The 26357-nt window shown below is 73.0% G+C and carries 26 protein-coding genes; 14 read left to right on the top strand and 12 right to left on the bottom strand.

From position 1 onward, the window contains the following. Positions 1-36 precede the first annotated feature (36 nt). The 11 genes from VF746_28720 to VF746_28670 all read right to left on the bottom strand — a co-directional run bounded on the left by VF746_28720 (position 37) and on the right by VF746_28670 (position 11945). Positions 37-1305 carry a tetratricopeptide repeat protein gene (locus tag VF746_28720; protein HEX8696437.1) on the bottom strand — a complete coding sequence of 423 codons (1269 nt, stop codon included), beginning with the start codon at positions 1303-1305 and terminating at the stop codon, positions 37-39. 18 nt (positions 1306-1323) lie between these two features. Then, positions 1324-2580, bottom strand: a complete 1257-nt coding sequence (locus VF746_28715; protein HEX8696436.1) for a tetratricopeptide repeat protein — start codon at positions 2578-2580, stop codon at positions 1324-1326. A 33-nt stretch (positions 2581-2613) separates the two neighbouring features. Next, positions 2614-3867 carry a tetratricopeptide repeat protein gene (locus tag VF746_28710; protein ID HEX8696435.1) on the bottom strand — a complete coding sequence of 418 codons (1254 nt, stop codon included), beginning with the start codon at positions 3865-3867 and terminating at the stop codon, positions 2614-2616. A gap of 230 nt (positions 3868-4097) precedes the next feature. Next, entirely contained in the window at positions 4098-5483 is a 1386-nt protein-coding gene (locus VF746_28705; protein HEX8696434.1) for an ATP-binding protein, read from the bottom strand. Positions 5484-5793: 310 nt separating this feature from the next. Further along, entirely contained in the window at positions 5794-6627 is an 834-nt protein-coding gene (locus tag VF746_28700; GenBank protein ID HEX8696433.1) for a HEAT repeat domain-containing protein, read from the bottom strand. Beyond that, the gene (locus VF746_28695; protein HEX8696432.1) at positions 6624-7982 is read right to left on the bottom strand and encodes a HEAT repeat domain-containing protein; all 1359 of its coding nucleotides are present in this window, start codon (positions 7980-7982) and stop codon (positions 6624-6626) included. Before VF746_28695 ends, VF746_28700 begins: the two co-directional genes overlap by 4 nt. Then, entirely contained in the window at positions 7982-8779 is a 798-nt protein-coding gene (locus tag VF746_28690) for a zf-HC2 domain-containing protein (GenBank protein ID HEX8696431.1), read from the bottom strand. The genes VF746_28695 and VF746_28690 overlap by 1 nt, the downstream gene beginning before the upstream one ends. Continuing rightward, positions 8776-9282, bottom strand: coding sequence for a sigma-70 family RNA polymerase sigma factor (locus tag VF746_28685; protein ID HEX8696430.1), 507 nt, complete (start codon positions 9280-9282; stop codon positions 8776-8778). The genes VF746_28690 and VF746_28685 overlap by 4 nt, the downstream gene beginning before the upstream one ends. A 379-nt stretch (positions 9283-9661) precedes the next feature. After that, on the bottom strand, positions 9662-10954 hold the full coding sequence (gene fadI / locus VF746_28680; GenBank protein ID HEX8696429.1) for an acetyl-CoA C-acyltransferase FadI: 1293 nt from the start codon (positions 10952-10954) through the stop codon (positions 9662-9664). Between the two features lie 131 nt (positions 10955-11085). Further along, on the bottom strand, positions 11086-11310 hold the full coding sequence (locus VF746_28675; protein HEX8696428.1) for an AbrB/MazE/SpoVT family DNA-binding domain-containing protein: 225 nt from the start codon (positions 11308-11310) through the stop codon (positions 11086-11088). Positions 11311-11378: 68 nt separating this feature from the next. Then, entirely contained in the window at positions 11379-11945 is a 567-nt protein-coding gene (locus VF746_28670) for a DUF3267 domain-containing protein (protein HEX8696427.1), read from the bottom strand. Positions 11946-12078: 133 nt separating this feature from the next. On the opposite strand from VF746_28670, the gene VF746_28665 reads away from it, so the two are divergent. From VF746_28665 to VF746_28630, 8 genes are all read left to right on the top strand, one after another. Continuing rightward, the gene (locus VF746_28665; protein HEX8696426.1) at positions 12079-13242 is read left to right on the top strand and encodes a hypothetical protein; all 1164 of its coding nucleotides are present in this window, start codon (positions 12079-12081) and stop codon (positions 13240-13242) included. Positions 13243-13284: 42 nt separating this feature from the next. Then, positions 13285-13809, top strand: coding sequence for a hypothetical protein (locus VF746_28660; protein ID HEX8696425.1), 525 nt, complete (start codon positions 13285-13287; stop codon positions 13807-13809). A gap of 353 nt (positions 13810-14162) precedes the next feature. Beyond that, entirely contained in the window at positions 14163-15596 is a 1434-nt protein-coding gene (locus VF746_28655; protein HEX8696424.1) for an NAD(P)/FAD-dependent oxidoreductase, read from the top strand. Next, positions 15593-16477: an alpha/beta fold hydrolase gene (locus VF746_28650; protein ID HEX8696423.1), complete on the top strand. Its 885-nt coding sequence runs from the start codon at positions 15593-15595 to the stop codon at positions 16475-16477. The genes VF746_28655 and VF746_28650 overlap by 4 nt, the downstream gene beginning before the upstream one ends. Next, complete coding sequence (locus VF746_28645) at positions 16474-17502, top strand: amidohydrolase family protein (protein HEX8696422.1); 1029 nt, start codon at positions 16474-16476, stop codon at positions 17500-17502. The genes VF746_28650 and VF746_28645 overlap by 4 nt, the downstream gene beginning before the upstream one ends. 80 nt (positions 17503-17582) lie before the next feature. Continuing rightward, positions 17583-18797: an AAA family ATPase gene (locus tag VF746_28640; GenBank protein ID HEX8696421.1), complete on the top strand. Its 1215-nt coding sequence runs from the start codon at positions 17583-17585 to the stop codon at positions 18795-18797. Beyond that, positions 18794-19399, top strand: coding sequence for a DUF4276 family protein (locus tag VF746_28635; protein HEX8696420.1), 606 nt, complete (start codon positions 18794-18796; stop codon positions 19397-19399). The genes VF746_28640 and VF746_28635 overlap by 4 nt, the downstream gene beginning before the upstream one ends. Before the next feature lie 119 nt (positions 19400-19518). Next, positions 19519-20241, top strand: coding sequence for a hypothetical protein (locus VF746_28630; GenBank protein HEX8696419.1), 723 nt, complete (start codon positions 19519-19521; stop codon positions 20239-20241). A gap of 18 nt (positions 20242-20259) precedes the next feature. Here VF746_28630 and VF746_28625 read toward each other — a convergent pair whose 3' ends face one another. Further along, positions 20260-20877 carry a hypothetical protein gene (locus VF746_28625; GenBank protein ID HEX8696418.1) on the bottom strand — a complete coding sequence of 206 codons (618 nt, stop codon included), beginning with the start codon at positions 20875-20877 and terminating at the stop codon, positions 20260-20262. A 200-nt stretch (positions 20878-21077) separates the two neighbouring features. On the opposite strand from VF746_28625, the gene VF746_28620 reads away from it, so the two are divergent. The 6 genes from VF746_28620 to VF746_28595 all read left to right on the top strand — a co-directional run. After that, positions 21078-21695: a hypothetical protein gene (locus tag VF746_28620; GenBank protein HEX8696417.1), complete on the top strand. Its 618-nt coding sequence runs from the start codon at positions 21078-21080 to the stop codon at positions 21693-21695. Continuing rightward, positions 21688-22059, top strand: coding sequence for a transcriptional regulator (locus VF746_28615; protein HEX8696416.1), 372 nt, complete (start codon positions 21688-21690; stop codon positions 22057-22059). Before VF746_28620 ends, VF746_28615 begins: the two co-directional genes overlap by 8 nt. A gap of 39 nt (positions 22060-22098) precedes the next feature. Beyond that, on the top strand, positions 22099-22827 hold the full coding sequence (locus tag VF746_28610) for a di-trans,poly-cis-decaprenylcistransferase (protein ID HEX8696415.1): 729 nt from the start codon (positions 22099-22101) through the stop codon (positions 22825-22827). Between the two features lie 134 nt (positions 22828-22961). Next, positions 22962-23675, top strand: coding sequence for a hypothetical protein (locus VF746_28605; protein ID HEX8696414.1), 714 nt, complete (start codon positions 22962-22964; stop codon positions 23673-23675). Continuing rightward, on the top strand, positions 23672-24865 hold the full coding sequence (locus tag VF746_28600; protein HEX8696413.1) for an NAD(P)/FAD-dependent oxidoreductase: 1194 nt from the start codon (positions 23672-23674) through the stop codon (positions 24863-24865). The genes VF746_28605 and VF746_28600 overlap by 4 nt, the downstream gene beginning before the upstream one ends. 19 nt (positions 24866-24884) lie before the next feature. Then, a partial coding sequence (locus VF746_28595) for a DUF4173 domain-containing protein (protein ID HEX8696412.1) occupies positions 24885-26357 on the top strand: 1473 nt, incomplete at its 3' end.

The raw sequence follows: 26357 nt of genomic DNA, 5'->3' as shown, positions 1-26357 counted from the left end.
TGCGGGTGGATCGAAACCGGGAGGCGACGCGCGCCGCTACTCCCGCGTCCGCAGCCGGAACACCTGCTGGGCCAGCTCGGGAGTCCTCGCCCCGATCAGCGCGCCCACCACGAACGCGACCGTCACGATGCTGGACCTGGCGGAGAGCACGAGGGGATAAGCCCAGGCGAGCGCCGCCGCCAGCAGCACGCAGTACGCGGAGAGGGCCCGGCGCGCAGGGCCGGGCTCCAGCTCCGCCGTGTGGTACACGGCCATGCACAGGAACACCACCATCGCCACGACGCCGAGGCCGGGGTCGCCCGCCAGCAGCACGGCTACGATGGCCGCGGGGAGCAGGATCACCAGGCCGGCCAGCAGCCACCACGCGGCGCGGCGGTCGGCGGGGCGCAGCGCGTCGCGTCCCACGGGGTCGAACAGGAGCAGCACCCTGACCAGCACGTTGGCCAGGTGGAAAAGGGCGAACGGGGCGACGAGCAGCGCCATCGCCGGCACCAGGTAGGGCGCGGCCTCCGGGTAGGCGTAGAAGGCCATCCAGAGCGCCAGGAAGACGACGTACGCCGCCACGGGCACGGCCGCCGTCACCCGGCTCCCGCGCCGGATCAGCCAGAGCACCGCCCGCAGCACCGCGCGGTAGAGCGGGTTGCGCGCCCTGAGCGCCTCCAGCAGCCCGTCCCGGGCACGCTCGTCGGACGCATCCAGCCGCAGCGCCTCGCGGAAGCTCGCCACCGCCTCGGCCGCGCGCCCCTCTTCCAGCAGCCGCAAGCCCTCCAGCGAGTGCAGCGCCGCCGCCTCGGGCTCCAGCTCCAGCGCGCTCCGCACCGTCTCCCCTGCGCCCTCGTGGTCCCCCAGCGCCAGGAGCGCCCGCGCCCGCGCCTCCAGGCAGTCGCGATCGTCCGGGTCGATCTCCAGCCCGTGCTCCGCCGCCTCCAGCGCGTCACGAGCACGGTCGCGCGCCAGGAGCGCCGCCGCCAGCACCCACCAGCACGCCGGGTCGTTCGGCGCCAGCCGCACCGCCTCGCGCGCCTCGGGCTCCGCCGCCCGCGCGCTCCCCCGCTCCACCAGCAGCGTGGCCAGCACGAAGCGCGGGTACCCCCACTCAGGGTCGAGCCCCACCGCCCGGCGCGCTTCCCGGAGGGCCTCGTCCGGGCGCTCCTGCCGCTGCAGCGCGAGCGCCAGCAGCGCGTGCCCCTCCGCGTCGCCCGGGCGTTCGCCCAGGGCGCGGCGGAGCTCCGCCTCGGCCTCGCGGGGACGCCGGCGGTCCAGCAGCAGCTGCGCGCGGGCGTACGGGTCGGCGGCTTCGTGCATGGCGTGCGGCGCGGCGCCTCAGTCGCGCAGGGAGACGAAGTTGCCGATCCACGACGAGGCGACGATGGCCAGCAGCGCCACCCCCACCAGCCCCGACGCGGTGTCCATCCCGCCCAGCGCCGAGGTCCACGCGGCGATGGCCGACACCACCAGCAGCGCGGCCACGCAGGCGGAGATCGCGCCCAGGACGAGCCGCCCCGTCCCTTCCGCGCGCAGCGTCCCCGCCAGCGGCAGCATCAGCCCGGCCGACAGCCCCGCGCCCGCCAGCAGCGTCGCATCCCCCGTGGCGAGCCCCGCCGCGGCCAGCCCGAGCGCCGCCGCCAGCGGCACGCCCAGGAGCGCGGCGCCCACGCGCTGCTCGCGCGAGAGTGCGTACCGGCCCACCGGGTCCAGGAAGAGCACCAGGTTGAAGAGCTGGTCGGCGGTCCAGCTCACCAGCACGAAGCCCAGGTAGAGCACCGCCACCGCCAGCGCCGCGGGCTCCAGCCCCGGCTGCGAGCGCAGGACGCGGCCCAGCAGCCGGAACCCGAACAGGCCGCCCAGGATCACGATCCAGCGCGTGCGGACGGGGAGCCGCTGCATCCACAGGAAGTAGCGCAGCAGCGCCGCGTACACGGGGTTGCGCGCCTTCATCGCCTCCACCAGGCCGGCGCGCGCCCACTCGGAGTGCGGGTTCAGCCGGAGCGCCTCGCGGAAGTGCTCCAGCGCGCGCCGCGGCTCGCCCCGGTGCAGGAGCGCCCACCCCTGGTTGGCGTGCGTGTGCGCGTTCTCGGGGTCGCGCGAGAGCGCCGCGCCCAGCGTGGCCGCGGCCTCGTTCCGGCGCCCCAGGTGCACCAGCGCCTGCGCGCGCAGGTTGGCGCAGGCGGCGTGCTCGGGGTCGGTCTCCAGCCCCGCGTCGGCCGCGGCCAGCGCCCGGTCCCAGCGGCCGCGGCGCGCGTGAAGCGCCGCCAGCACCGCCAAGTAGTCGGGGTCGTCGGGCTCCAGGTCCAGCGCCGCGCCGATCGCCCGCTCCGCCTCGTCGGGCCGGCCCGAGCCGTCCAGGGCCAGCGCCAGCGCGTAGTGGCTGGTCCCCAGGTCGGGCGCGAGCGTCACCGCCTCGCGCGCCTCGGCGAGCGCCTCGGCGGGGCGCTTCAGGTCGCTCAGGCAGAGCGAGAGCCACGCGTGCAGCACCGGGTCGTGCGGGTCGTGCTGCAGCGCCTGGCGCAGTTCGCCCTCGGCCAGCTCGGGCCGCCCCTGCTCCATCAGCACCAGCGCGCGGTGCCTGTGTTGCGTCATGTTCGAGTGCGAAAGTGCGAAAGTGGTCCGGGATCAGATCCGCCCGGAGAACTGGTCCGAGACCAGGTCCGAGAACGCCATGCCCCCGCAGGCGATCCCGAACCACACCGCGGGGTCGCCCGCGCCGCGCGCCTGCAGGGTGACGAACATCGCGGCGGGGACGACCAGCAGGAGCGTGTACGCGGCGGTGAGCGCGCGCGCCCGGCCCGGCCGCGCCCGCAGCGTGGCGGCGATCGGGACGGTGTAGAGCGCCAGGAGCGCGGCGGTGAAGCCGAACAGCCCCTCGCCCGTCGCCAGCGCGGCCACCGCGACGGCCGCCGCGGCCAGGAGCGTCGCGGCCATCGCCACGGCGCCCGCCCGCTGCGTGGGCGTGAGCGCGTGCCGGCCCAGCGGGTCGCCGAAGAGGAGGAGGTCGAAGAGCGGGCCGGCCGTCCAGGTGAGGAGGACGGCGGCCACCACCGCGACCTCCAGCGGGAGCGCGATCCACGTGGGGAGGCCTTCCATCTCCAGCATCAGGATGCCGATCACGGCCAGCATCCCGGCGACCACCGCCAGCCACTTCAGGCTGGGCGGGACCCACGGCAGCCGCAGCCACGCGCGCAGCAGGGCGCGGTAGACGGGGTTGCGTGCCTTGAGCGCCTCCATCAGCCCGCCCCGCTCCTCCTCGCGCGTGGGGTCCAGCCGCAGCGACTCGCGGAAGTGGCGCACCGCCCCGGCCGCGTCGCCCCGGCGCAGGAGCGCCCACCCCACCCGGGCGTGCACCCCGGCGTCCTCGGGCTCGCGCTCCAGCGCCCGCGCGAGCGCGGCCTGCGCCTCGTCGTGCCGCCCCTTGCGCGAGAGCGCGGTCCCGGCGGCCAGCAGGCACCCCACGTGGTCCGGGTCCACCGCCAGCCCGTGCCCGGCCGTCTCCAGCGCCGCCTTCACCCGCCCCTGCGCCAGCATCAGCGACGCCATGTGCGCCAGCAGCGGGGTCGACTCAGCGGAGAGCGACAGCGCGACCCGGGCCGCGTCCTCCGCCATCGGCCCGTTCCCCCGGCGCGCCGCCACGTAGCTGGCGGCGTACCACGCCAGCGGCTGCAGCGGGTCCTTCGCCGTGGACCAGAGCGCCTCTTCCTGCGCCTCGTCCAGCCGGGCCGGGTCCTCCACCAGGCAGAGCGCCAGGTACGCGTGCAGCAGCGCGTCGTCGGGCTCGTCGTGGAGCGCGCGGCGCAGCTCGCCGGCCGCCATCGCCCAGCGGCCGCGTTCCATCAGGAGCTTCGCCCGCGCGAGGGCCGGGTGCGGCGGCATCGCTTCGACTACGCCCGGTGGGATCGGGTGGAAGGATCAGCAATCACGGGAATCGTGCCCGGTCGGCATCCGTGCCGCTGCCGCGCGCAACCCACCTGGCGAGGTGAGAAGATTCCTCGGCCCTGCCGTCACCTATCCAGATGCCGGTTCCGTGTGGCCGGGACTCGGAATGACAGCAAAGATCGACTGATCAACCAACTTCGGTGAGCGATCCCGAATCACGGCGGCACCTAGCGGAGGTACGGCTTCACGTCGTCGTACTGGCCGCCCTCGTTGGCGTAGAGCACGTAGTTGCGCGCCGTGGCGAACCACTCGCGGGCGGTGGGGCGCACCGTCTTGGCCGCCTCGAGCAGGTCGGCGCCGGTGACGGGGACGGGGCGGCCGGCGCGGATGGCGTCGTCCAGCTTCCGCTCCACCGCCAGCTCCACCGCCGCGGAGAGGTCCGCCCCCGAGAAGCCGTCGGTGCGCTTCGCGAGCTTCGCGTAATCGACCGCCTCCACGGGGCGGCCGCGCAGGAGCACCCGCAGGATCGCAGCGCGCGCGGCCTCGTCGGGCGGGGGGACGAAGAGGACGCGGTCGAAGCGCCCCGGGCGGCGGAAGGCGGGGTCCAGGTGCCAGGGCGCGTTGGTGGCGGCCAGCACCAGCACCCCCTCGTTGGAGGCGGCCACCCCGTCCAGCTCGGCCAGGAACTGGTTGATGAGGGTGCGCCCCGCGCTGGTGCGCAGGTCGCTCCGGCGCGCCGCCAGCGCGTCGACCTCGTCGAAGAAGAGGACGCACGGCGCCACCGCCCGCGCCCGCTCGAAGAGCGCGTTCAGGTTCTGCTCGCTCTGCCCGAGCCACATGTCGAGCACTTCGTGGATGCCCACGGCGAGGAACGCCGCCTCGGCCTCGCCCGCGGTGGCGCGCGCCAGGTACGTCTTGCCGCACCCCGGCGGGCCGTACATCAGGATCCCGCCGCCGGCCTGCTTCCCGTAGGCGCGGTAGAGCTCGGGGTGTCGGAGCGGATGGATGATCTTGCGGCGGATCTCCTCCTTGAGCGCGTCCATCCCGCCCACGTCCGCGAAGGTGATGCGCGGCTTCTCCGTGCGCGCGCCCGCGGCGTCGTCCTCGTCGTCTTCGTCGTCGTCCTCCTCCCCGCTGTCCCGCCAGCGCTCCCGCTCCTGGCGCTCGAGCGCCTCCTCCGCCTCGGCGGGGACGCGGCGCTCGCGCGGCGGCTGGGCGCTCCCCAGGCGGGCGGCCAGCTCCACGTCCGTGGCGCCGGCGGCGGTGGCCTCGCGGTACGCCTGGCGCGCGCGCCCCAGCTCGCCCGAGTCGAGCAGGACGCGCGCGTGCAGCAGGTGCACCTCGGCGCCGCCCTCGCCCGCGCGCAGCAGGTCCTCGACCACGACGAGCGCGGCGGAGAGCTTGCCCTGCCGGTGGAAGGCGCGCGCCAGGGCCCGGCGCAGCGCCGCGTCCTCGGGGGCCGCCTTCAGCCCCTCGCGCAGCACGGCCTCGGCCTCGGCGGCGTCGCTGGCGTCCAGGAGCGCGTCGGCCAGCAGGCGGCGCAGCTCGGCGTCTTCGGGCGCCACGCCCACGGCCGCGCGGAGCGCGCGGATGCGGTCGCTGGGTTCGGTCATCGGGTGTTGGACGGTGGGAATGTGCGACGGGAGACGACGAGAACGGCCGGCGGGAGGGTATATCGCTCCCCGACCGCCCGCAAGTCAAGCGCTGGATCGTTCGTGATCGAGATCCGTAACTGAATGTCTCACACGGAGTCAACGGAGTTAACGGAGGAAAACCCCGCCGTTTCTCCGTTGACTCCGTTGACTCCGTGTGAGGCTTTTCCTTTTGGGGATGCACGACGAAGCCCCTCCCCCGATTACCACCGGAGGAGGGGCTTCTCGTCCAGTCCTTGACGGCTGTCCCCTGTACCCTGTTCCCTGTCCCCTACTGCGACAGGATCTCCTCGAACAGCTCGATCGCCCGTGGATCGCGGCTCTGCCCCAGCCAGAAGAGCGCCGTCTTCCGGATGTGCGGGTCGCGGTGCGTGCGGGCGATGTGGATGAGTGCCGGCACCGACTCGTCGCGCGGGCGCTGCGAGAGCGCGAAGACGGCGGCCTCGCGCACCTCGCGGTCCTGGTCGTCGTCGTCCACCAGGTCCGAGATCCCCCGCGTCACCTGGTCGCCCGCCTGCTGGCTGAGCCAGAACACCGCCGACTTGCGCGCCTCCTGCCCCGCCTGGCCGCTCCGGGCGATGCGCAGCAGCCGCGGCCAGGTCACCACGCTGTCGGCCAGCGTGGCCGGGAAGATCGCTTCCTTGCCCGCGTCGCGGTCGTCCGAGCTCTCGGCCAGGTCCAGCAGGTAGTCGGCCGCCTCGCGCGCGCCCACCCGCCCCAGGTCGGTCACCCGGCCGGCGCCCTCGCGGGGCCAGTCGTGCGCCACCCGGGTGCTCACGTCGGCCACGCGGCCGCCGCGCACCAGCATCCGCACGTGGGTGGGGCCCTCGATGCAGTCCCGGTCTTCGCGGTAGTCCGACCAGTTGCCCCGGTGCATGATGGTGCCGCCGCGCCGGCGGTCCTGGATGGAGACGTTGTGGCCGTCCACGCTCCCGCACACCCCGGGGCGCGAGGTGAAGTGCATCCGCACCTCGCCGTCGGGCGCGCGCCGCACCCGCGCCGCGATCGCCTCCTGGCTGGCTCCCTGGGCCTCGGCGCACCCGGCGGAGGGGAGGGCCAGGAGCCCTCCCGCCAGGGCGGCCATGCCGATTCGCCTGGTTCTCATTGGTCGATGATCTCCTGGATGGCGCGGGTGGCGCGGGGGTCGCGCGACTGGCCCAGCCAGAACACGGCCTTCTCCCGCATCTTGGGGTCGCGGTCGCTCTTCGCGATCTGGATCAGCTTGTCGATGGCCGCCGCCTCGCGCCCGCGCTGCGAGAGCGCGAAGATGATCTGCTCCTTCACCTCGGGGTCGCGCACGCGGTCGTACAGGTCGGACACGTCGGAGAGCGGCACCCCCGCCTGCGAGGCCCAGAAGATCGCCTGCTTGCGCACCTCCTCGGGCTGGCTCTCGTCGCGCGCCACCTCCAGCAGCCAGCGGTCGTTGCCGACGCCGCGCATCTGCGAGAGCGAGAAGATCACCTTGTCCTTGAGCTCGCGGTCGTCCAGCCGGCGGAAGAGCCCGCGCAGGTACTCGGCGTTCTCCTGCGAGCGCCGCTGCCCGAGCCAGAAGATCGCCTGTTCGCGCACGGACCGCGGACCCGCCTGCTCGGCGGTCTGGCGGAGAAGCTGCGCCGCGCGGGGGCTCCGATGCTGCGACAGGGCGAACACCGCTTTCTCCTGGAGCCCGGCGTCGCGCGAGGAGCGCAGGATCTCGCCGAGGATGTCCACCGCGCGCTCGGTGCCCACCTGGGAGAGCCAGAACACCGCCTGCTCGCGCACCTCGGAGCTCGGGTCGTCGCGGGCGATGGACAGCAGCAGGTTCTCGGTGTCGGCGTTGCGCTTCTGCGCCACCAGGAACACGGCGTGCTTGCGCAGCTCCTCCGAGCAGGCGTCGCGGCGCGCCAGCACCCGGCGCAGGATCGGCAGCGCCTGGTCGGCGTCCATCTGCAGCAGCGCGTTCAGCGCCGCGGTCCTCGTGTCGTCGTCGCCCCCGCGGCCGCACTCCTGCACGGCGCGCTCGGCGCCCTGGGTCACCCGCTCGGCCGCGCGCGAGTCGCCGCGGCGCGCCAGCTCGCCGCGGATGCGCGTGGCCAGCTCGTCGGCGTCGCGCCGGGCGGTGGCGCGGGGGTGGTCGCGGCGCAGCGCGTCCAGCCCTCCCAGCGCCATGCGCAGCTGGTCGTTGCCGCCGATCCGGTAGCGGGCGAACGCCTCCCAGTACAGCGCGTCGGGGACGTACCTCGAGCGCGGATGATCCTGGCGCACCCGCTGGAAGAGCCGGGCGGCGCGCGCGTAGTCGTCGTCGTTGAGCGCCTCGCGCCCTTCCGTGTACAGCTCGTGGGCGGGGTCCTGCGGCCACTCGCGCACCGCGGACCCGGCGGCCCACCCGGCCAGGACGATCTCCTGCCTTCCCTGCGCGGCCAGCGGCGCGGCCGCGAGCGCGGCGGCCAGCAGGACCCGCGCGACGGTTCGGATGTGCATCACGATTCTCCCTGAAGGGCAGCGGGGCCCGCCGGCACCAGCGTGCGCATGCGCGGGAGCACGCGGCTCCGCTCAATGGCGCGCTCGGCGAGGTCCACCTCGGTGTCGGGGTTCTGGCGCGGCAGCCGGGCGATCTGGGCGAGCACCAGCTCCAGGTCTTCCAGCAGCGCGCGCAGCCTGGGGTCGTCGGCCGCCGGTGAGTCGAGCAGCAGGCGGGTCTGGGTGAGGAGGTCGTCGGCCCACCCGGCCACCGCCGGGTCGGTGGTGCCGCGCCCGGCCTCGGCGCGGAACGTGGTGAGCAGCGCCTCGGTGCGCGACAGGTGCTGCACCGCGGCCAGGCGGTAGGGGTCGGAGGTGAGCGGCGTCCCCGGCGCGGGGGCCTCGACGCGCGCGGTGGGCAGCTCGGGGTCGCCGGGCGCCGTGAAGCGGCCGATGCCGATCCCCAGCACCAGCACGGCGGCGGCCGCCGCCCCGGCGCCGAGCCAGGGCGCCCATACCTTGCGGCGGCGCCGCGCGGCCAGCTCGTCGCCCTCGTCGCCCCCGCCCGCCACGGCCCACGCCGCCTCGGGCCGGCCGATGCGCCGGGCGATCTCGGGCCAGAGGTTCTGGTCCGGGTCGCGGTCGCGCAGGGCCTTCGCGCGGACGCTCACCCGCCGCAGGTCTTCCAGCACGGCCCGGCAGCCGGCGCACTCGCGCAGGTGCTCGTCCAGCGCCGCGCGCTCGGGCGGCGGCAGCTCGTCGTCCAGGTACTCCGAGAGCCGGTCGGCCCAGGCGTGGCGGTCCAGTGTTTCGCTCATGTCAGGTGCTCCCGCAAAATCATCCGGGCCCGGTGGAGCTGCGATTTGCTAGTCCCCACGCTGATGCCCAGCATCTGGGCGATCTCCTCGTGGCGGTACCCTTCCACGTCGAACAGCACGAACACGTGCCGCGCGCCGTCGGGGAGCCACTCGACCGCCTTCTCGAAGTCCATCCTGAGCTCGGGCGGGGCGCTCCTGCCGGGCGTGATCTCCAGCGCCTCGTCGCCCGCCTCCCTGCTCCGCCGCCGCCCGGCCGCGGCCCGCCTGGCCAGGATCAGGTTCACGGCCAGCCGGTGCAGCCAGGTGCCGAACGCCGACTCGCCGCGGAAGGTGCCCAGCTTCTCCCAGGCGCGCACGAACACGTCCTGGGTGAGCTCGTCGGCCTCGTCCTCGCTGGCCATGCGGCGCGCCAGGGTGTGGATGCGCCCCGCGTGGTCGCGGTAGAGCCGGGCGAATGCGTGCGCGTCTCCCGCCGCCGCCAGCATGGCGTCGCTGCCGCGCACTGCCTGCAGTTCCTGGGTCAGGGTGGTCGCTCCGGCGTGGTTCGTTCCGCGTTCGGCGACTGCGTTGGACAGGGGCCCGGGCGCGATGGTTGGAACGCGTTTCGAGGGATGGGAATTGTGCGCGGGGAAGACGGAGCGCAAGGCGCGGCCGGCCTGCGAAAAGCTTCACGCGGAGGAAACGGAGTGAACGGAGAACCCCCGTCGTCGTTCTCCGCCCATACCGCTTTGCAAAGGATCGTTCTGGTGCAGGGCTCCGAAATCCTCGATCTGTCTGGACCAGAACGGTGCTCGGCGACGTGGCATACGATTCCCAGGCACACGAAGAAGGCTCCCCCGCGGCGGCGAGGGAGCCTTTCGATTCGCGGCGCGACGAGTGGGGTTACTCCCGCTCGACGATCATCACGAAGCCCATGGCGCCGGCGGCGCAGACGCTGATCATCCCGAACTGCCCGCCGCGGCGCTTGAGCTCGTTCAGCAGCGTCACCGTCACCCGGCCGCCGGTGGCGCCGAACGGGTGGCCGATGGCGATGGAGCCGCCCATCACGTTGATGCGGTCCTCGTCGGGGATGCCGATCGCCTTGTCGAGCCCCAGCCGCTCCTTCGCCACCTTGTCGGAGTCGAACCACTGCAGGTTGGAGAGCACCTGCGCGGCGAACGCCTCGTGCATCTCCAGCAGGTCGATGTCCTTCATGGTGAGCCCGGCGCGCTCCAGCGCCACGGGTGCCGCGTACACCGGCCCCTGCAGGAGCTGGTCGGCCGGCGAGAGCGAGGCGTAGGCGTAGCCGCGGATGTAGCCGAGCGGCGTGTACCCCAGCGCCTTCGCCTTCTCCTCGCTCATCAGCAGCACCGCCGAGGCCCCGTCGGTGAGCGGCGAGGCGTTGCCGGCGGTCACCGTGCCGTAGCGCCGGTCGAAGACGGGCTTGAGCTGCGCCAGCTTCTCCAGCGAGGTGTCGGCGCGGATCCCGTTGTCGGAGGTGACCACCTTCTCGAAGCCGGGCGGCAGGTACGCCGGCACGATCTCGCGGGTGAGCCGCCCGTCGGCGGTGGCCGCGGCGGCCAGCTGGTGCGAGCGCAGCGCCCAGCGGTCCTGCTCCTCGCGGGTGATCCCGTTCTCCTGCGCCATCTTCTCGGCGCTCTCGCCCATGGTGAGCCCCGTGGTGGGCTCGGCGATGGCCGGGGTGACCGGCGCCAGGTGTTTGGGCCGGAGCGTGGCGAACGTCTTCACCTTCTCGCCCAGCGAGCGGGCCTTGGAGGCGCGCACCAGGGCGTTGCGCATCTCGGGGGAGAAGAGGATGGGGATGTCGGTGAGGCTCTCGGCGCCCCCCGCGATCACCACGTCGGCCAGCCCCAGCGCGATCTGCTCCGCCGCCGAGGTGATCGCCTGGTTGGACGACGCGCACGCCCGGCCCACGGTGAAGGCGGGCACCCGCGGCGGGATCCCGGAGCCCAGCGTGACCTCGCGGGCGATGTTCGGCTCCTTCACCGACTGCACCACGGTGCCGTAGACCACGTGGTCGATCTGCTCCACGTCCAGCTCGGCGCGGGAGACCAGCTCGCGCACGGCCATCTTCCCCAGCTCGACCGAGGAGAGGTCCTTGAAGTCCGTCCCCGACTTGGCGAACGGGGTGCGGCACCCCTCGATGATCGCCACCCTGCGCCCGATGCGGTTCATTCCGGTTCCTTCCGTCGCGTGGTTTTCCGGCGAGACGGAGCAATCTCCGTGTGAACTCCGCTCATATCAAGGGAGTGCGGACGGAAGTACGGAGTACGAGGTACGGAAAAGCGGGTGTGGGCGCTCGTTCGCTATCCCCGCGTGAGTGTCATGATCTCGTCCGTCGAGAGCTTTCGCGTCGCCCGCCCGCGCATGTGCTCGATCAGAGACCTGCCGCGCCGTCGCGGTCTCTCGGTCTTGCGGATCAGGACTCCCTCCGCGGTGGGCTCGAGCTCGACTTCGGTGTCCGGCAGCAGTCCATAGCGCTCCCGGATCTCGAGCGGGATCGTCACCTGTCCCTTCGAAGTGATCCGCATCGGCTTCTCCTCCCAGGTATCACTCGCTTGATCTCCGGCCTGGCCCTGAGAAGGACCTTGAACCGGGATCACTCCTCCACCACCTGGCACCCCACGCGCTCGGGGTGGTCGAGCACGCGGGCGCGGGCCGGGACGCGGCGCATGGCCCAGAGCACGGCGAAGTCGCCGCCGGCGCACAGCAGCATGAAGGCGCCCCACAGCGTCGCCCATCCCGCTCCCCTCCACAGTCCCCACGCGGCCGGCCCCGCCCCCAGCACCAGGGCGGGGAGGAGCACCGCCGCGCGGTAGGCCCCGGCGCGCAGCGGAACGCGGCACCCCGCGAACGGCGAGAGGGTCGCGCGGTCCAGCCCGAAGCGGATGGCCCGGCGCGGGGCGCGCCCCAGCAGCAGGAAGCCGGCCGCGTGCAGCGCCTCGTGCGCCACGATGCTGGCCAGGAAGGCGGGGAGGAACGCCCAGGGGAAGAGGTCGCCCAGCCCCGCCAGGAGCGAGGCGCGGCCCCAGAGCGCCGCGTGGGCCGCCACCGGCGCGGCCGCCAGGGGGAGGAAGAGGAGGGCGATCACGTTCGCCGCCTCGAACGAGACGGTGGCGTCCCGCCCGGGCGGCGCGGCGGCGGGTTCGGTCGTGGCGTCGGTCACGGCGCGGAGGCGGAAGCCCAGGGAAAAACGCGGGAATGCGTCGTATCTCCAGTCCCGGCAAACGCATGCAAGGATCGCCGCGCCGGGGGGCGCCCGCCGCCGCGGCACGCGGATTGAATCAGCGGGCGGGTCTATGGAATACGTCGAAGACCACTACCTGTTTCCGCTGGTCCGCGAGCCGCGCTCGCGCTGGGAGAAGGCGGGGCTCTCCCCCCGGCAGGAGAGGAACTTCAACCGGGTGGCCACGCTCCTGGTGGCCGTCTTCCTGACCGGGTGGCTGTACTCGATCTTCCTGGCCGACCGCGTCGCCCTGGCGGCGGACCACCCGTCGGTGGCGCGCATCAGCACGCAGCTGGTGCGCAGCCCCCTGGCCCGCGACGCGGCCCCCGAGCCCGCGTTCCTGGTCGACCAGTTCGTCCAGGCCTTCGCCCGCGACTTCGAGGCGGACGTCCGCGGGCAGAGCGGCGCGGTGAACGTGCGCATCGTGCAGCCCGGCGAGGAGATCGGCCTCCCGGGCTCGGCCGACAGCCTGCCGCCGGGGGCGGCGGTGGTGCTGCAGCCCGCGGAGGGAACCGCGGGCGCGACCGTGCCGGCGTCGGACGGAGCCCCCGAGCCGGGGATCTGGAACCTGGTGCTCAAGATGGCCGACGCGGTGCGGCCGGCGTCGGAGGTGAGCGTGATCACCCTGGTGCCGCTCTCGGCCAAGCGCGGCGGGCGGATCGGCCGCTTCAACATCGGCAACTGGCCGTACGAGCAGGGCGGCGCGCCCAAGCCGGTCTACCGGCCGCCCAAGGGGCTCATCCAGGTGACGCCCGAGAACAAGGACATGTGGCTCTCGGAGCACATCCAGCTCAAGGACTTCATCACCAAGGGGCAGGAGAACGTCTGGCCCAAGTACGTGGCGGTCAACCCGCGCATCCTGGACAAGGTGGAGCTGGTGATCCAGGAGCTGGAGCGGATGGGGCACCCGGTGGAGAACATCTTCGCGGTGAGCGGCTTCCGCACCCCCTGGTACAACGCGCACGGGGGGACCACCGCGGGGCGCGGGCAGCTCTCGCGGCACATGTACGGCGACGCCATGGACATCGCGGTCGACAACGACCGCAACGGGATCATGGACGACCTGAACGGCGACGGGCGCATCAACCTGGCCGACGCCCGCGTGATCGGCGCGGCGGTGGACCGGGTGGAGCGGAAGTACCCGAACCTGGTGGGCGGGATGCACTACTACCCCCCCACGGGCGGGCACCAGGGGATGGTGCACATCGACACGCGGGGGTTCCGCGCCCGCTGGTAGCGGCGGCGCGCCGAGAGATCCGGACGACGGAAGGGGGACGGCATGGCGCTGGATGCGAAAGAGGCGGAGCGGCGCGACGAGCGGCGGCACGAGCTGGAGCGCGTCGACCTGCCGCCCGACATGGACGTGCGCGACGAGGACCTGGAGCCGCACGAGGGGCTGCGCTACATCGCGCGGCTCTTCAAGCTGCTGGCGGTGCTGCTGGTGCTGCTCCTGATCGGCGAGATCGTGCTGGGGCTGATCCGCGAGGGGAACTCGGCGATCCCCACGCTGCTGGTGGAGGCCACGCGCATCATCGTGTTCGCGGGGCTGCTGTGGGGCGCGGCCGACCTGGCGCTGATGCTGATCGAGTCGAACCACGACCTGCGCGCCACCCGCATCCTGGTGGGCCGCCTGAACGGCAAGGTGGCCCGCCTGGAGGGCGCCCTGGCCCCCCGCGGCGGCGACGGCCTGGGCGCGGGCCGCGAGACCCCGCGCCCGGAGCTGCGCGGCGGCACGCTCCCGGGCGGGATGGCCGGCGGCCCCCCGCCGGGCGGGCGGCCGCCGTCGCACCAGGAGGGGGTGTAGAGGGGGTCCCGGGGGTTGCCGGGCGGCTGAAGCCGCGGCAACAACTGCAGAAAGCCTCGCAAACTACGCGAGGCTTCAACTTCGATCGCGCGATTCTTCCGTTCGTTGAGTGCTCCAGAGCGGCGAGACGGCGCGATATGGTTGGATGGTACTCGCTTCGTTCAGGTCGAACTTGGCGCAGGAGAACGGAACCTCGCCCCGCAGCCTGCGCAGCAGGCTTCCTGCAGTTGTTGCCGCGGCTTCAGCCGCCCGACAGCCCCTCTCTCCCCTCCCCCTCATTTTCGTGTCTCCCTCCCCGGCGGTATCTTGATGACGAGCCGCCGGGGTGCGGCGGCTCGGGAACGGGAGGCTCGATGGCGACCAGGATCTTGCGGGTTCCCCACGTGGTGATCGTCGGGGGCGGGTTCGGGGGGCTGGCGGCGGCGCGGGCGCTGCGGCGGGCGCCGGTGACGCTCACGCTGGTCGACCGGCGCAACCACCACGTCTTCCAGCCCCTCCTCTACCAGGTGGCCACCGCCGCCCTCTCCCCCGCCGACATCTCGGCGCCGATCCGCAACGTCTTGCGCCGGCAGCGCAACGCCGAGGTGCTGATGGCCGAGGTGACCGACGTGGACCGCGAGCGGCGGCAGGTCGTGTTCGCCGACGGGAAGCGGCTCGACTACGACTACCTGGTGATCGCCACCGGGGCCACGCACGCCTACTTCGGCCACCCCGAGTGGGAGCCGCTGGCGCCGGGGCTCAAGACGCTCGAGGACGCCACCGAGATCCGCCGCCGCTTCCTGCTGGCCTTCGAGGCCGCCGAGCAGGAGGAGGACCCCGCCGAGCGGCGCGCGCTGCTCACCTTCGTGGTGGTGGGCGCCGGGCCCACGGGGGTGGAGATGGCCGGCGCCATGGCCGAGATCGCCCGCCACTCCATGACGCGCGACTTCCGCCACATCGACCCCGGCGCCTCGCGCATCGTGCTGGTGGAGGGCGGCCCCCGCATCCTCCCCGCCTACCACGAGGAGCTCTCGGCCTACGCGAAGCGCGCGCTGGAGGAGATCGGGGTGGAGGTGCGCACCGGCGCGGTGGTCACCGGCATCGCCGCGGAGGGGGTGATGATCGGCGACGAGTGCCTCCGCACGCGCAACGTCGTCTGGGCGGCCGGGGTGACCGCGTCGCCGCTGGGGAAGAAGCTGGGGGTGGAGACGGACCGCGTGGGCCGCGTGAAGGTGGAGCCCGACCTCTCCATCCCCGGGCACCCGGAGATCTTCGTGATCGGCGACCTGGCGCTGCTCGGCGACGAGAAGGGGAAGCCGCTCCCCGGGGTGGCACCCGTCGCCAACCAGCAGGGCGCCCACGCGGCGAAGAACATCGTCGCCACGATCGTGGGCCGGCGGCGGCGCCCCTTCCGCTACCGCGACAAGGGGAGCATGGCGACGATCGGCCGCAGCGCCGCGATCGTGGAGTCGGCGGGGGTGCGGTTCAGCGGGTTCATCGCGTGGCTGGCCTGGCTCTTCATCCACATCTTCTTCCTGATCGGCTTCCGCAACCGCCTGGTGGTGATGATCCAGTGGGCGTGGAGCTACCTCACCTGGCAGCGCGGCGCCCGCCTGATCACCGGCGAGGTGGGCCCCGACCTGGCGCCGCCGGGGCTGCCGATCGGCGCGCCGCGGCAGGAGCACGCCAGCCGGCGCGACGCGGTGGAGGCGGAGGCGATGGGCAGCGGCGCCCCCGCGGACGCCGAGCAGCGCGGGTGGATGTCGGGCGACCGCGACCAGGCCGCCGCCGCGCCCGGGGGGCGATGACGGCTCTCGCGCGACGGCTGGAGCGCTGGCTGGCGGCGGCCGGGGCGCGGCTGGAGACGGTCCGCTACGCGCGCCCCGAGGCGGGCGGCGAGGTCTCGGGCTTCCGCCTGGTCCCGCCCGACCCGCGCGGCCGCGTCGTCGCAGCGCACGGGGCGGGGAACGACGCGCTCTTCCCGCAGGTCGCGCTCTTCAAGGCGCTCCTCCGCCAGGGCTTCGAGGTCTTCGCCTTCGACGTGGACGGCCACGGCACCGCGAGCACCACGACCTTCTCCGTCCCCGCCGTGGAGACGGCGCTCCCCGCCGCGGTGGCCGAGGCGGAGCGGGGGCGGCCGGAGCTTCCCCTCCTCCTGCAGGGGCACAGCTTCGGCGGGTCGCTGGTGCTGCACGCGCTGGCCGCGGGCGCCGTCCCCCACGCGTCCGGCGCCGTCGTGGTCTCCGCGCCGACCTTCCTCACCATCGACACGGGGGCCGCGCTGGCGGAGCTGCGCAACTTCCTGCGGCCGGCGACGCTGGCGCAGCGCGAGCACTACGGGCTGTGGGGGCTGGTCCCCGCCTTCGGCCCGGTGAGGCGGGGCGCCTACCCGTTCCGGCGCACGGGGCCGGCGGGGGGCCCGTTCGGCTACGTGGCCGCCGTGCAGTCGCTGCTGGCGCGGCTGGACCTGGAGCGCCGGGCGCCGGAGGTGCGCGCGCCGGTGCTGCTGGTCTACGGCACGCGCGACCGGCTGGTGCCCCTGGCGCAGGGCGAGCGGCTGGCGGCGCGGCTCCCCCACGCGGAGCTGCTGCGGATCGCGGGGGGGTCGCACTGGAGCACGCTGCTGGCGTCGGAGGCGGTGGAGGCGGCGGCGGGGTGGATGGCGGCGCGCCGGGCGGTGCCGGCGTGACGGGGGGGATCCGCCGGCCGGCGCGGATCGACGTGCACGCGCACCTGGCGGGGGTGGGCACGGAGGCGTCCGGCTGCTGGACGTCGGACGCGCTCCGCAAGCGGCTCACCTTCCGGGTGCTGCGCTGGATGCTGGGGGTGACGGCCGCGCAGCTGGAGAGCAGCTTCGACGCGGAGTGGGCGGCGGGGCTCGCGCGGCGGGTGCGCGCCAGCGAGGTGGACTTCGCGGTGGCGCTCGGGTTCGACGGCGTGTACGACGGGCGCGGCGAGCTGGACCGGGCGCTCTCGCAGATGATCGTCCCCCCGTCGTTCGTCTTCGAGGCCTGCCGCCGACACCCGGAGCTGCTCCCCGGACCGTCGGTCAATCCGCACCGGAAGGACGCGCGCGAGCGGCTGGAGGAGTGCGTGGAGGGCGGGGCGGTGCTGATCAAGTGGCTCCCGGCCACGCAGCGCATCGACCCGGCGGACCCGGCGCACGGGTGGTTCTACCGGCGGCTGGCGGAGACGGGGATCCCGCTGCTGGTGCACTCGGGCGGGAGCGAGAACACCTTCGCGCAGGTGGACGCGCGGCTCAAGGACCTGCGCCTGCTGGAGCGCCCGCTGCGCGAGGGGGTGACGGTGATCGTGGCCCACACGGCCGCGCCCGTGCTCTACGCCCGCGACGAGGACCAGGTGCCGCTGCTCAAGGAGTGGATGGGCGAGTTCCCGCGGCTGTGGGTGGACAACTCGGGGATCAGCAACCTGTCGCGCTTCCCGCACCTGCCGAAGTTCGCGCGGGACCCGCTGCTGGTGGGGCGCACGCTGCACGGCAGCGACTTCCCCGTCCCCACCAACTCCTTCTACTACGTGCGCGAGCTGGGGGCGCGGCGGGTGCGCTCGCTGGAGAGCGAGAAGAACCCGCTGCAGCGCGACGTCGCCATCAAGCGCGCCCTCGGCTACCCCGACGAGGTGCTCACGCGCGCCTGCTCGGTGCTGCCGAACCTGGAGCGGTGGGTGCGGCAGGAGAACCCCGCACGCAATATGTAATTGCCAGGTGCACGGGCTCGCAGCATCTTCCAACGAGATTTCTCCCGCTCCTCGATTCAGCCCTGTGACCCGGTTGCAGCATGGAAGGCAAGCGACTGATCCAGCGATTGACCTTGCGTAACTTCCTCTCGTACGGGAGCGAAGGTGCCTCGATCGATCTGCTGCCGCTGAACGTGCTGATTGGTCCCAATGCCTCTGGAAAGTCCAACTTGCTTGAGGCGCTGTCAGTCCTGCGCGCCACCGCGTCGGATCTGCCGGCCTGGCTACGCAGCGGTGGCGGCGTCGAGGAATACATCTGGAAGGGCGGAGGTTCTGATGCAGTGGCATCAATAGAGGCGCTTGTGGACTACCCCGGTCTCAGCAATCCATTGCGTTATGCTCTGGGTTTTTCGCAGATCCGCCATCGTCCACGAGTGGTCGAGGAATCCATCGATTACAACCGTTCTTTCGTATTCACAGATGAAGGGATGCTGCCGCAGGTCTTTTATTCGCTCCGCGATGGACAGGCCGTGATCCACCGACGCGCGCCCGGAGGGGATGAATGGAGTGATGCTTACGAGCGCGAGATACCTCTCAAAGATTTGGCCGCCGATCGATCCATCCTTTCACAGCGCAAAGATCCAGAGCTATATCCTGAACTGACCTATCTTGCAGAGCGCTTTGACGAGATCTCGGTAATCCAAGAGTGGACGTTTGGGCGTCGTGCCCGGGTGCGGGCTCCCCAACCGGCAGATCTCCCAACCGATTTCCTTCTACCGGATGCAAGCAATCTTGTGCTTGTGCTGCACGAACTGATGCAACGGTCCCAGACGGAAGAAAGGTTGATCGAGTACCTCCGCGTCTTCTACCAGTCGGCACAGCGGGTACGGACGAGAATTCAGGGTGGGACGGTGGAACTCTACATTGACGAAGGACGGGACGATTTTGTCCCCGCATCTCGGCTTTCGGACGGCACGCTGCGATACCTGAGCCTTCTGACGATTCTGCTGCATCCATCTCCGCCGCCGCTCGTCTGCTTTGAGGAGCCGGAGCTCGGGTTGCATCCGGATATTCTTCCCACGATCGCGGAGTTGCTCCGGGAGGCATCCAAACGTACGCAACTCGTCGTCACCACCCACTCCGAGGCTCTAGTTTCGGCACTGGCGGACGCTCCGGAAGCAATTGTCGTCTGCGAACCGAGCAGCGACGGCACCCAACTACGGCGGCTCGATCGTGACGCATTGGTTGAATGGCTAAACCGATACTCCTTGGGTGAGCTCTGGCGGATGGGCGAGATCGGGGGAACGCGGTGGTGAGGGAGATCCGCCTCTACATCGAAGGTGCCCCAGAGCTACGAAGAGGATTTCGTGGTTTCTTAGCGGGACTCGAAGAGAACGCCAGGCGCCGCAAATGCCGATGGGAAATCGTGCTGTGCGGCTCGCGATCCAGCACGTATGACGCTTTCCAATTCGCCCTGCGTACCCACCCGAAAGCACTGAACATCCTGCTTGTAGACGCGGAGTGGCCCGTCATCAAGACACCTCGGGAGCATCTCTCCGCGCCAAAAGGCGATGCATGGGATCTATCAGCAGTGGCTGACGAACAGTGCCATCTAATGACCCAGGCCATGGAGGCCTGGTTCCTGGCGGATATCGATGCGCTCCGAAAGTACTACGGCCAAGGGTTCCAGGCCGGTGCGCTCCCGGGACGTGAAAAGGTAGAAGAAATTCCCAAGGTAGACTTAGCTCCATCGCTTGAGAATGCGACGCGCAGAACACAGAAAGGGAAATACGACAAGATCCGGCACGCCCCACAAATCCTTGAGCGGCTGGACCCAGGCAAGGTGCGCGACCGGGCGTCTCACTGCGAGCGGCTGTTTATAACGATTGAGCAACAACTTTCGACGGAGGGCGCTTGATCTCGCCTCGCGCTCTTCGGTTCCGTTCGTTACGCCTGCTTCTTCTTGCTCCGATCTTTTCACTCACGGCGCTTCCACTCGCCGCGCAGCTCCGACCGCTGGAGCCGTTCGAATGGGGGATGCTGGAGGCGGGAAGGAGCGTGCAGGTAGAGGCCGGCGGGGGGTGGCTGCGCGGGCAACGGGCGTCGCTGGCGGGGACGGAGGGGACGCTGGTGGAGGCGGGGAGCTTCCGCGCGTTCTGGCGGACGGGGCGCGTGGTCCTGGAAGCGGGCGGGACGGTGCGGCGCTTCTTCGACGAGGAGCGGAGCTTCGCGCCCCCGGAGCCGTTCGTGCAGCCGGCGGACGACGGCGACCGAAGCGACTCGGGGGACTACCGCGTGGCGACGGCGGTGCGGCTGACCGGGGAGGGAGCGCCGGTCGCCGCGATCCTGCGCTTCGGGGCGCGGCTGCCGACCACGGACAACCGGGTGGGGCTGGACCGCGACGCCACCGACTTCTTCGCCACCGTGGGCGCGCGGGCGGCGCGGGGGAGGGCGTCGCTGGCGGCGGAGGCGGGGGTGGGGATCTTCGGGACGCGCGACCCGGAGTTCGAGCAGGACGACCTGCTGGTCTACGCCCTGTGCGCGGAGCTGGACGCCGGGCCGGTGGTCCCCTCGCTCGCCGTCCTCGGCCAGCAGGTGGGGACGGCGCACGAGGAGATCCGCGGCAACGAGTCGCTGGGCGAGGTACGGCTGGGCTTCCGCACGACGGGACGCTGGTTCGTCCGCGCGGAGCTCGTGGCCGGGTACACGGACTTCAGCCCGTCGTCGGGCGTGCTGGTGTCGGCCGGCATGCGGCGCTGACGGGCGGCGGCGGACGGCCTACGGGCGAGGCTCGGCCGGCAGCCTGCGCGTGACGTAGACGGCGACGTAATCCACGTTGCTGTGGCCTCCCACCGCCACGTCGAGCACCCCGCCGTGCGCCTCCAGGAAGGCGTTCACGCCCGCCAGTGCCAGCGAGTCGGACGCGAGCGGGATGTGCAGCGTCCGCGCGGAGCGCTCGGCGTTCGGGCCCGCCCAGAGGCTGTCCCGGTACAGGATCTGCCCTTCCGCGGCGAAGGGAGCGCGGCCCACCCGGACCTCGTCGCCGCTCCAGCCGGTGCCGGCGAGGCCCTGCGGCGCCTTGCGGACGGCGATCTCCACCAGGACCGAGCAGACCGGTTCGGCGCCGAGCGTGAACGAGTCGCCGAAGCCCGTGCCGGCGGCGCCGTTGTCGTAGCCCTGGTTCTCCCGGGACCCCGTCTTGATGCCTGCCAGGTAGGCCCGGAGCTCGGAGCTCGGCTGGGTGCGGGCCCCCGGCGTCCGGAAGTTGTCCAGCATGTCGCGACGGAAGACCTGCGAGCGGTCGCACGACTGCCGCCGGGCGGCGCCGGGCGCGGAGAGCGCGGCGGTGAGGGCCAGCGCCGCCAGAGACGCGGCCAGCGGGTGCCATCGGCGCATGATCTCCTCCGGGATCGAACGAGGGGATGAGTCGCGGAGCGTGAGCGGTGAAGCACAAGGGGACATATTATGTCGCCGACCGGGAACGTCCAAGGACGGGCCGAAAGGACGCTCTCGGCGGCGCACCGGGCAGGCACGAAACCTGCTTTACTGTGTAAAGCACTTGACACGCGGGCACCAGCAGCGCATCGTATCGAGCCATGGCGAAGATCCTCCCCTTCCGCAGGCCCCCCGAGGAGCCGCCCCTGGAGCTGCACGCGGCCGCGCTGGACAACCTGCGCTTCATCCGCGACACCATGGAGCGCGCGGGGAGCTTCACCGCCGTCTCGGGGTGGGGGCAGGTGGTGATCGGCGTCACCGGCTTCCTGGCGGCGTGGCTGGCCTCGCGGCAGGAGTCGCCCCACAACTGGCTGGCCACCTGGGCGGTGGCGGCCGTGGTGGCCGGGCTGATCGGGCTGGTGACCACGGCCATGAAGGCGCGCGCCATGGGGATGCCGCTGCGCTCCGGCCCGGGGCGTAAGTTCGCGCTGAGCCTGTTCCCGCCGCTGGTGGCGGGCGCGGTGCTCACGGCGGTGCTCTTCCGGGCGGGGATGCCGCACCTGCTCCCGGGGATGTGGCTGCTGCTCTTCGGGGTGGGGATCGTGGCGGCGGGCTCGTTCTCGGTGAAGGTGGTGCCGGTGATGGGACTCAGCTTCATGCTGCTGGGCGGCGCCACGCTCTTCGCCCCGCCGGAGTGGGGCGACGCGCTGATGGCGGCCGGGTTCGGGGGGCTGCACGTGGTGTTCGGGACCCTGATCGCGAGGAGGTACGGTGGCTGAGGCCAGGCGGGCCGCGCGCCAGAGCGCGGCGGAGCCGCTGCGCAGCGTTCCCGGCGGCGCCGAGGCGGGCGCCCCCGAGCTGGACCGGCTCATCCACGAGCGGGTGCGGCTGGGGATCGTGAGCGCGCTGGCGGTGAACCAGTCGCTCGCCTTCAACGAGCTGAAGGACATGCTGGGGCTCACCGACGGCAACCTGAGCGTGCACGCCCGCAAGCTGGAGGAGGCGGGCTACGTGGAGTGCACCAAGAAGTTCGAGGGGCGCGTCCCCCGCACGGAGTTCCGGCTGACCGAGCCGGGGCGCCGCGCGCTGGAGGCGTACCTGGCCCACATGGAGGCGCTCATCCACGCGGTGCGCGAGCGCTGACGCGGAGAAACCCAAATTTTTTTCACCCGGGGCTTTACGATGCAGAGCACTTTGGGCAAGGGCGGGTTCGCGGGGCTGCACCTGGCCGTGATCATGGACGGCAACGGCCGCTGGGCGGTGGCGCGGGGGCTCCCGCGGGTGGCCGGCCACCGCGAGGGGGCGAAGGCGGTGCGGCGGGTGGTGGAGGCGGCGCCCGGGCTGGGGGTGGGCACGCTCACGCTCTACGCGTTCAGCTCCGACAACTGGGCCCGCCCGCCGCGCGAGGTGGGGGCGCTGATGCGCCTCTTCCGCAGCTACCTGGCCTCGGAGACCCAGCGGCTGGTGGAGAACGGGGTGCGCCTGGGCGTGGTGGGCCGGCGCGACCGCCTGTCGGAGACGCTGGTGCGCGCCATCGAGGGCGCCGAGGAGGCGACCGCCGGCGGCGCGCGGCTGCACCTGCGCCTGGCGATCGACTACTCGGCGCGCGACGCCATCGCGCGCGCGGCGTCCCTCGCCGGGGGCCGCGAGCCGGACCGCGAGGAGTTCGCCGCGCTGCTGGGCCAGGCGATCGGCGACCCGTTCCCCGTGCCCGACGTGGACCTGCTGGTGCGCACGGGGGGCGAGCAGCGCCTCAGCGACTTCCTGCTCTGGGAGTGCGCCTACGCGGAGCTGTACTTCACCCCGCGCCAGTGGCCGGACTTCGACGCGGCCGCGCTCGGCGAGGCGGTGGCGGAGTTCCGCCGGCGCGAGCGCCGCTTCGGGCGGGTGCCGGCGGCGGCGGCGGGGTGAACGGCAGTGTGTTAGTGCTTAGTCCTTAGTGCTTAGTGGGGCTTCGGCGCGATCATCGGCCTTTGTACAAGCACTAAGGACTAAGCACTAAGGACTAAAGCACTTGGGGTCGATCAACCGAAGGAGGCCGTACGATGCAACCGCTCTTCAACTTCCACGGCAACGCGATCCTTTCCGTGCTGGCGTTCCTGGGCACCGCGGCGCTGCTGGGGGCGGCGGGCGTGGCGTTCGTGATCCTGCTCCTCCGCCGCAGCTCGTTCGCGGCGCGGCGGGTGCTGCTCGCGGGGGGCGCGGTCGCGGCGGCGTACCTGGCGGCGCTCACCGGCTTCTCGCTGGCCAGCCGCGAGCGGGTGGTGGAGCCGGGGAACGCCAAGTACTTCTGCGAGATCGACTGCCACCTGGCCTACTCGGTGCTCGGCGCGCGGCGGGAGGCCGCCCTCGGCGCCGCGCGGCCCTCGCGCGGCGCCTGGGAGGTGGTGACGCTCAGGGTCTGGTTCGACCCCGGGACGACTTCCTCCCGCCGCGGCGGCAGCCCACTCACGCCCAACCCGCGCGACGTGCGCCTGGTGGACGCGGAGGGGAACCGCTACGCGCCCTCGGAGGAGGGGCTGCGCGCGCTGGAAGCGTCGGCCGGGCGGCAGACGCCGCTCGCCGCGCCGCTCCGGCCGGGGGAGTCGTACACGACCACGCTGGTCTTCGACGTCCCGCCGGGGGTGCGGAGCCCCGGGCTCCTGGTCACCGAGGCCGACCCCGTCACCCGCCTGCTGATCGGGCACGAGCGCAGCCTGCTGCACGCGAAGACCGTCTTTCGCCTACGCGACGCGCCGCTCGCCGGAGTCCGCTCGTGAGCGACCACGACGTGCTGGTGGTGGGCGCCGGGCTGGCGGGGCTGGAGAGCGCGCGGGGGATGGCCGCGCGCGGGCTCCGGGTGCTGCTGGTCGATCACAGGGCTTCGGTCGACGCGGCGGTGCACACCACGGGGATCTTCGTCCGGCGCACGCTGGAGGACTTCGACCTCCCGGACGACTGCCTGGGCCCGCCCGTGCGCCGCGTGGTCCTCTACTCCCCCGCCGGCCGGGCGCTGCCGCTCGAGAGCCCGCGCGACGAGTTCCGCGTGGGACGGATGGGCGCGCTCTACCGCCGCATGCTGGAGGACTGCGCCGCGCTCGGCGTGGAGTGGATGCCGCGCACGCGCTACCTCGAGAGCCGCCCGGACGGCGCGGGGTCGTCCGTCGTGCTCGAAGGCGCGGGCGGGCGGCGCACGGTGCGGGCACGCTTCCTGGTGGGCGCGGACGGCGCCGTGTCGCGGGTGGCGGGCGCCCTGGGGCTCGACGAGAACCGCGAGTGGATCGTGGGCGTGGAAGACGTCTTCCGCGGCGTGCGCGCCGACGGGCCGCCCGCCTTCCACTGCTGGCTGGACCCCGTGCTGGCCCCCGGCTACCTGGCCTGGGTGGTGAGCGACGGCGAGGAGGTGCACGTGGGCACCGGCGGGTACGCGGGCCGCTTCCGCCCGGTGGAGGCGCTGGGCCGCTTCCTGGCGCGCGTGGCGCCGCGCTTCGGGCTCGCCGGCCGCCGGGCGGACGAGCGGCGCGGCGGACGGATCCCGGTCGGCGGGGTGCTGCGGCGCATCGCCTCCCCGCGCGGGCTGCTGGTGGGCGACGCGGCGGGGGCGGTGTCGCCCCTCACGGCGGGCGGGCTGGACCCCTGCCTGCGGCTCTCGGCGCTGGCCGCGCGCGTCACGGCGGACTACCTGGCGGGCGGCGACACGACGGCGCTGGAGCCGTACGACGGCGAGCGCTTCCGGCGGCACTTCGCCACCCGCATCGCCATGCGGCACGCCCTGTCGGCGGTGCGCTCGCCCGCGCTGGCGGAGGCCGCCTGCGCCGCGCTGCGCCTGCTTCCCCCGCTCGCGCACCACGTCTTCTTCGGCCGCGGCTCGTTCCCCGACGTCGAGCCGGCCACGCGGTCCACCGTCGCTCACGGACCGGTCCGCGCGCGGCTCCTGGACCGGGTGCTCTACGGCACGTCGGCGAGCTGAACTACAAAGGGTGATGGAGATGGAGATCGAATCGACCCTCCCCGCGAACCTCGAGGCGCCGACGGCCGCGCGCCTGCCGATGAGCCCGCCGACGCGCCGCGCGCTGGGGGTGGCCGGCGCGGCGCTGGCGCTGGGCGCGCTGGGCGACGCGCTGCTCCGGCCCACGCCGTGGGGGCTCAACCTGGCGCTGTGGACCGTGGCGCTCGTCGCCGCCGCCGTGGGGCTGCAGGACTGGGCGGAGACGGACGACCGCGTGCGCGGGTGGATGCCGCTGGCGCTCGCGGTGGCCGTGCTGATCGCCTGGCGCGACTCGCCCACCCTCAAGGCGCTCGACCTCACCGCGCTGCTGCTGATCTTAGGCCTGGCCGTGCACCGCGCGCGCGGGGGGACGATCCGCCTGGGCGGGCTGGCGGCGTACGTGGGCGGGCTGCTGACCTCCTTCGCCGAGGCCACCTTCGGCTCGCTCCTGCTGCTCACGAAGGACGTGAAGTGGCGCGAGGTGCCGCGCGAGGGGTGGAGCCGCCACGCCCTGGCCGTGGCGCGCGGGCTGGCGCTGGCGATCCCGCTGCTCCTGGTCTTCGGGGCGCTGCTGTCGGCGGCGGACGCGCGCTTCGAGCGGCTGCTGGGCGGGTTCGACCTGGACCTGCCGCTCGCCTTCTCGCACGTGCTGCTGGCGCTCTGCTTCGCCTGGCTGGCGGGCGGGGTGCTGCGCGCGCTGGTGCTCCCCGGCGAGCCGATCGCGCGGCCTTCGGAGGAGCTCCGCCCGCCGCGGCCGTCGCTGGGGATCGTGGAGCTGGGGACGGTGCTGGGGTCGCTGGACCTGCTCTTCCTGGCCTTCGTGGTGGTGCAGCTCCCCTATTTCTTCGGCGGGACGGGGCTGATCGAGCAGCCGGGGACCACGACGTACGCCGAGTACGCGCGGCGGGGCTTCTTCGAACTGTGCGCGGTGGCGGGGATGGTGCTGCCGCTGCTGCTGGGCTCGCACTGGCTGCTGCGCAGGGAGAGCCCGCGGCACGAGCGCGCCTTCCGCGTGCTGGCGGCCGCGATGACGGCGCTGGTGTTCGTGATGATCGCCTCGGCGCTGCACCGGATGCGGCTGTACCAGGCGGCGTACGGGCTCACCGAGCTGCGGCTGTACACCACGGCGTTCATGGTCTGGCTGGCGGCGGTCTTCGGCTGGTTCGCGTGGACGGTGCTCCGGGGGCGGCGCGAGCGCTTCGCCTTCGGCGCGCTGGCGGCGGGGCTGGAGGCGCTGGTGGTGCTGCACGCGGTGAACCCCGACGCGCTGATCGTGCGGGTGAACGCCCGGCGGATGAGCGCGGAGGTGCCGTTCGACGCGCGCTACGCCGCGTCCCTGAGCGCCGACGCCGTCCCCGCGCTCCTGGCGGCGCTGCCGAAGCTGGCGCCGGCGGACCGCTGCCTGGCCACCGACCGGCTGCTGAAGCGCTGGGACGACGCCCCGGCGGACTGGCGGGAGTGGAGCCTGGGCCGC

This window comes from Longimicrobium sp., assembly GCA_036389795.1.
Lineage (GTDB): Bacteria > Gemmatimonadota > Gemmatimonadetes > Longimicrobiales > Longimicrobiaceae > Longimicrobium.
Note: the sequence above shows the minus strand (reverse complement) of the source record. Positions and strands in the feature narration are given on the sequence as shown.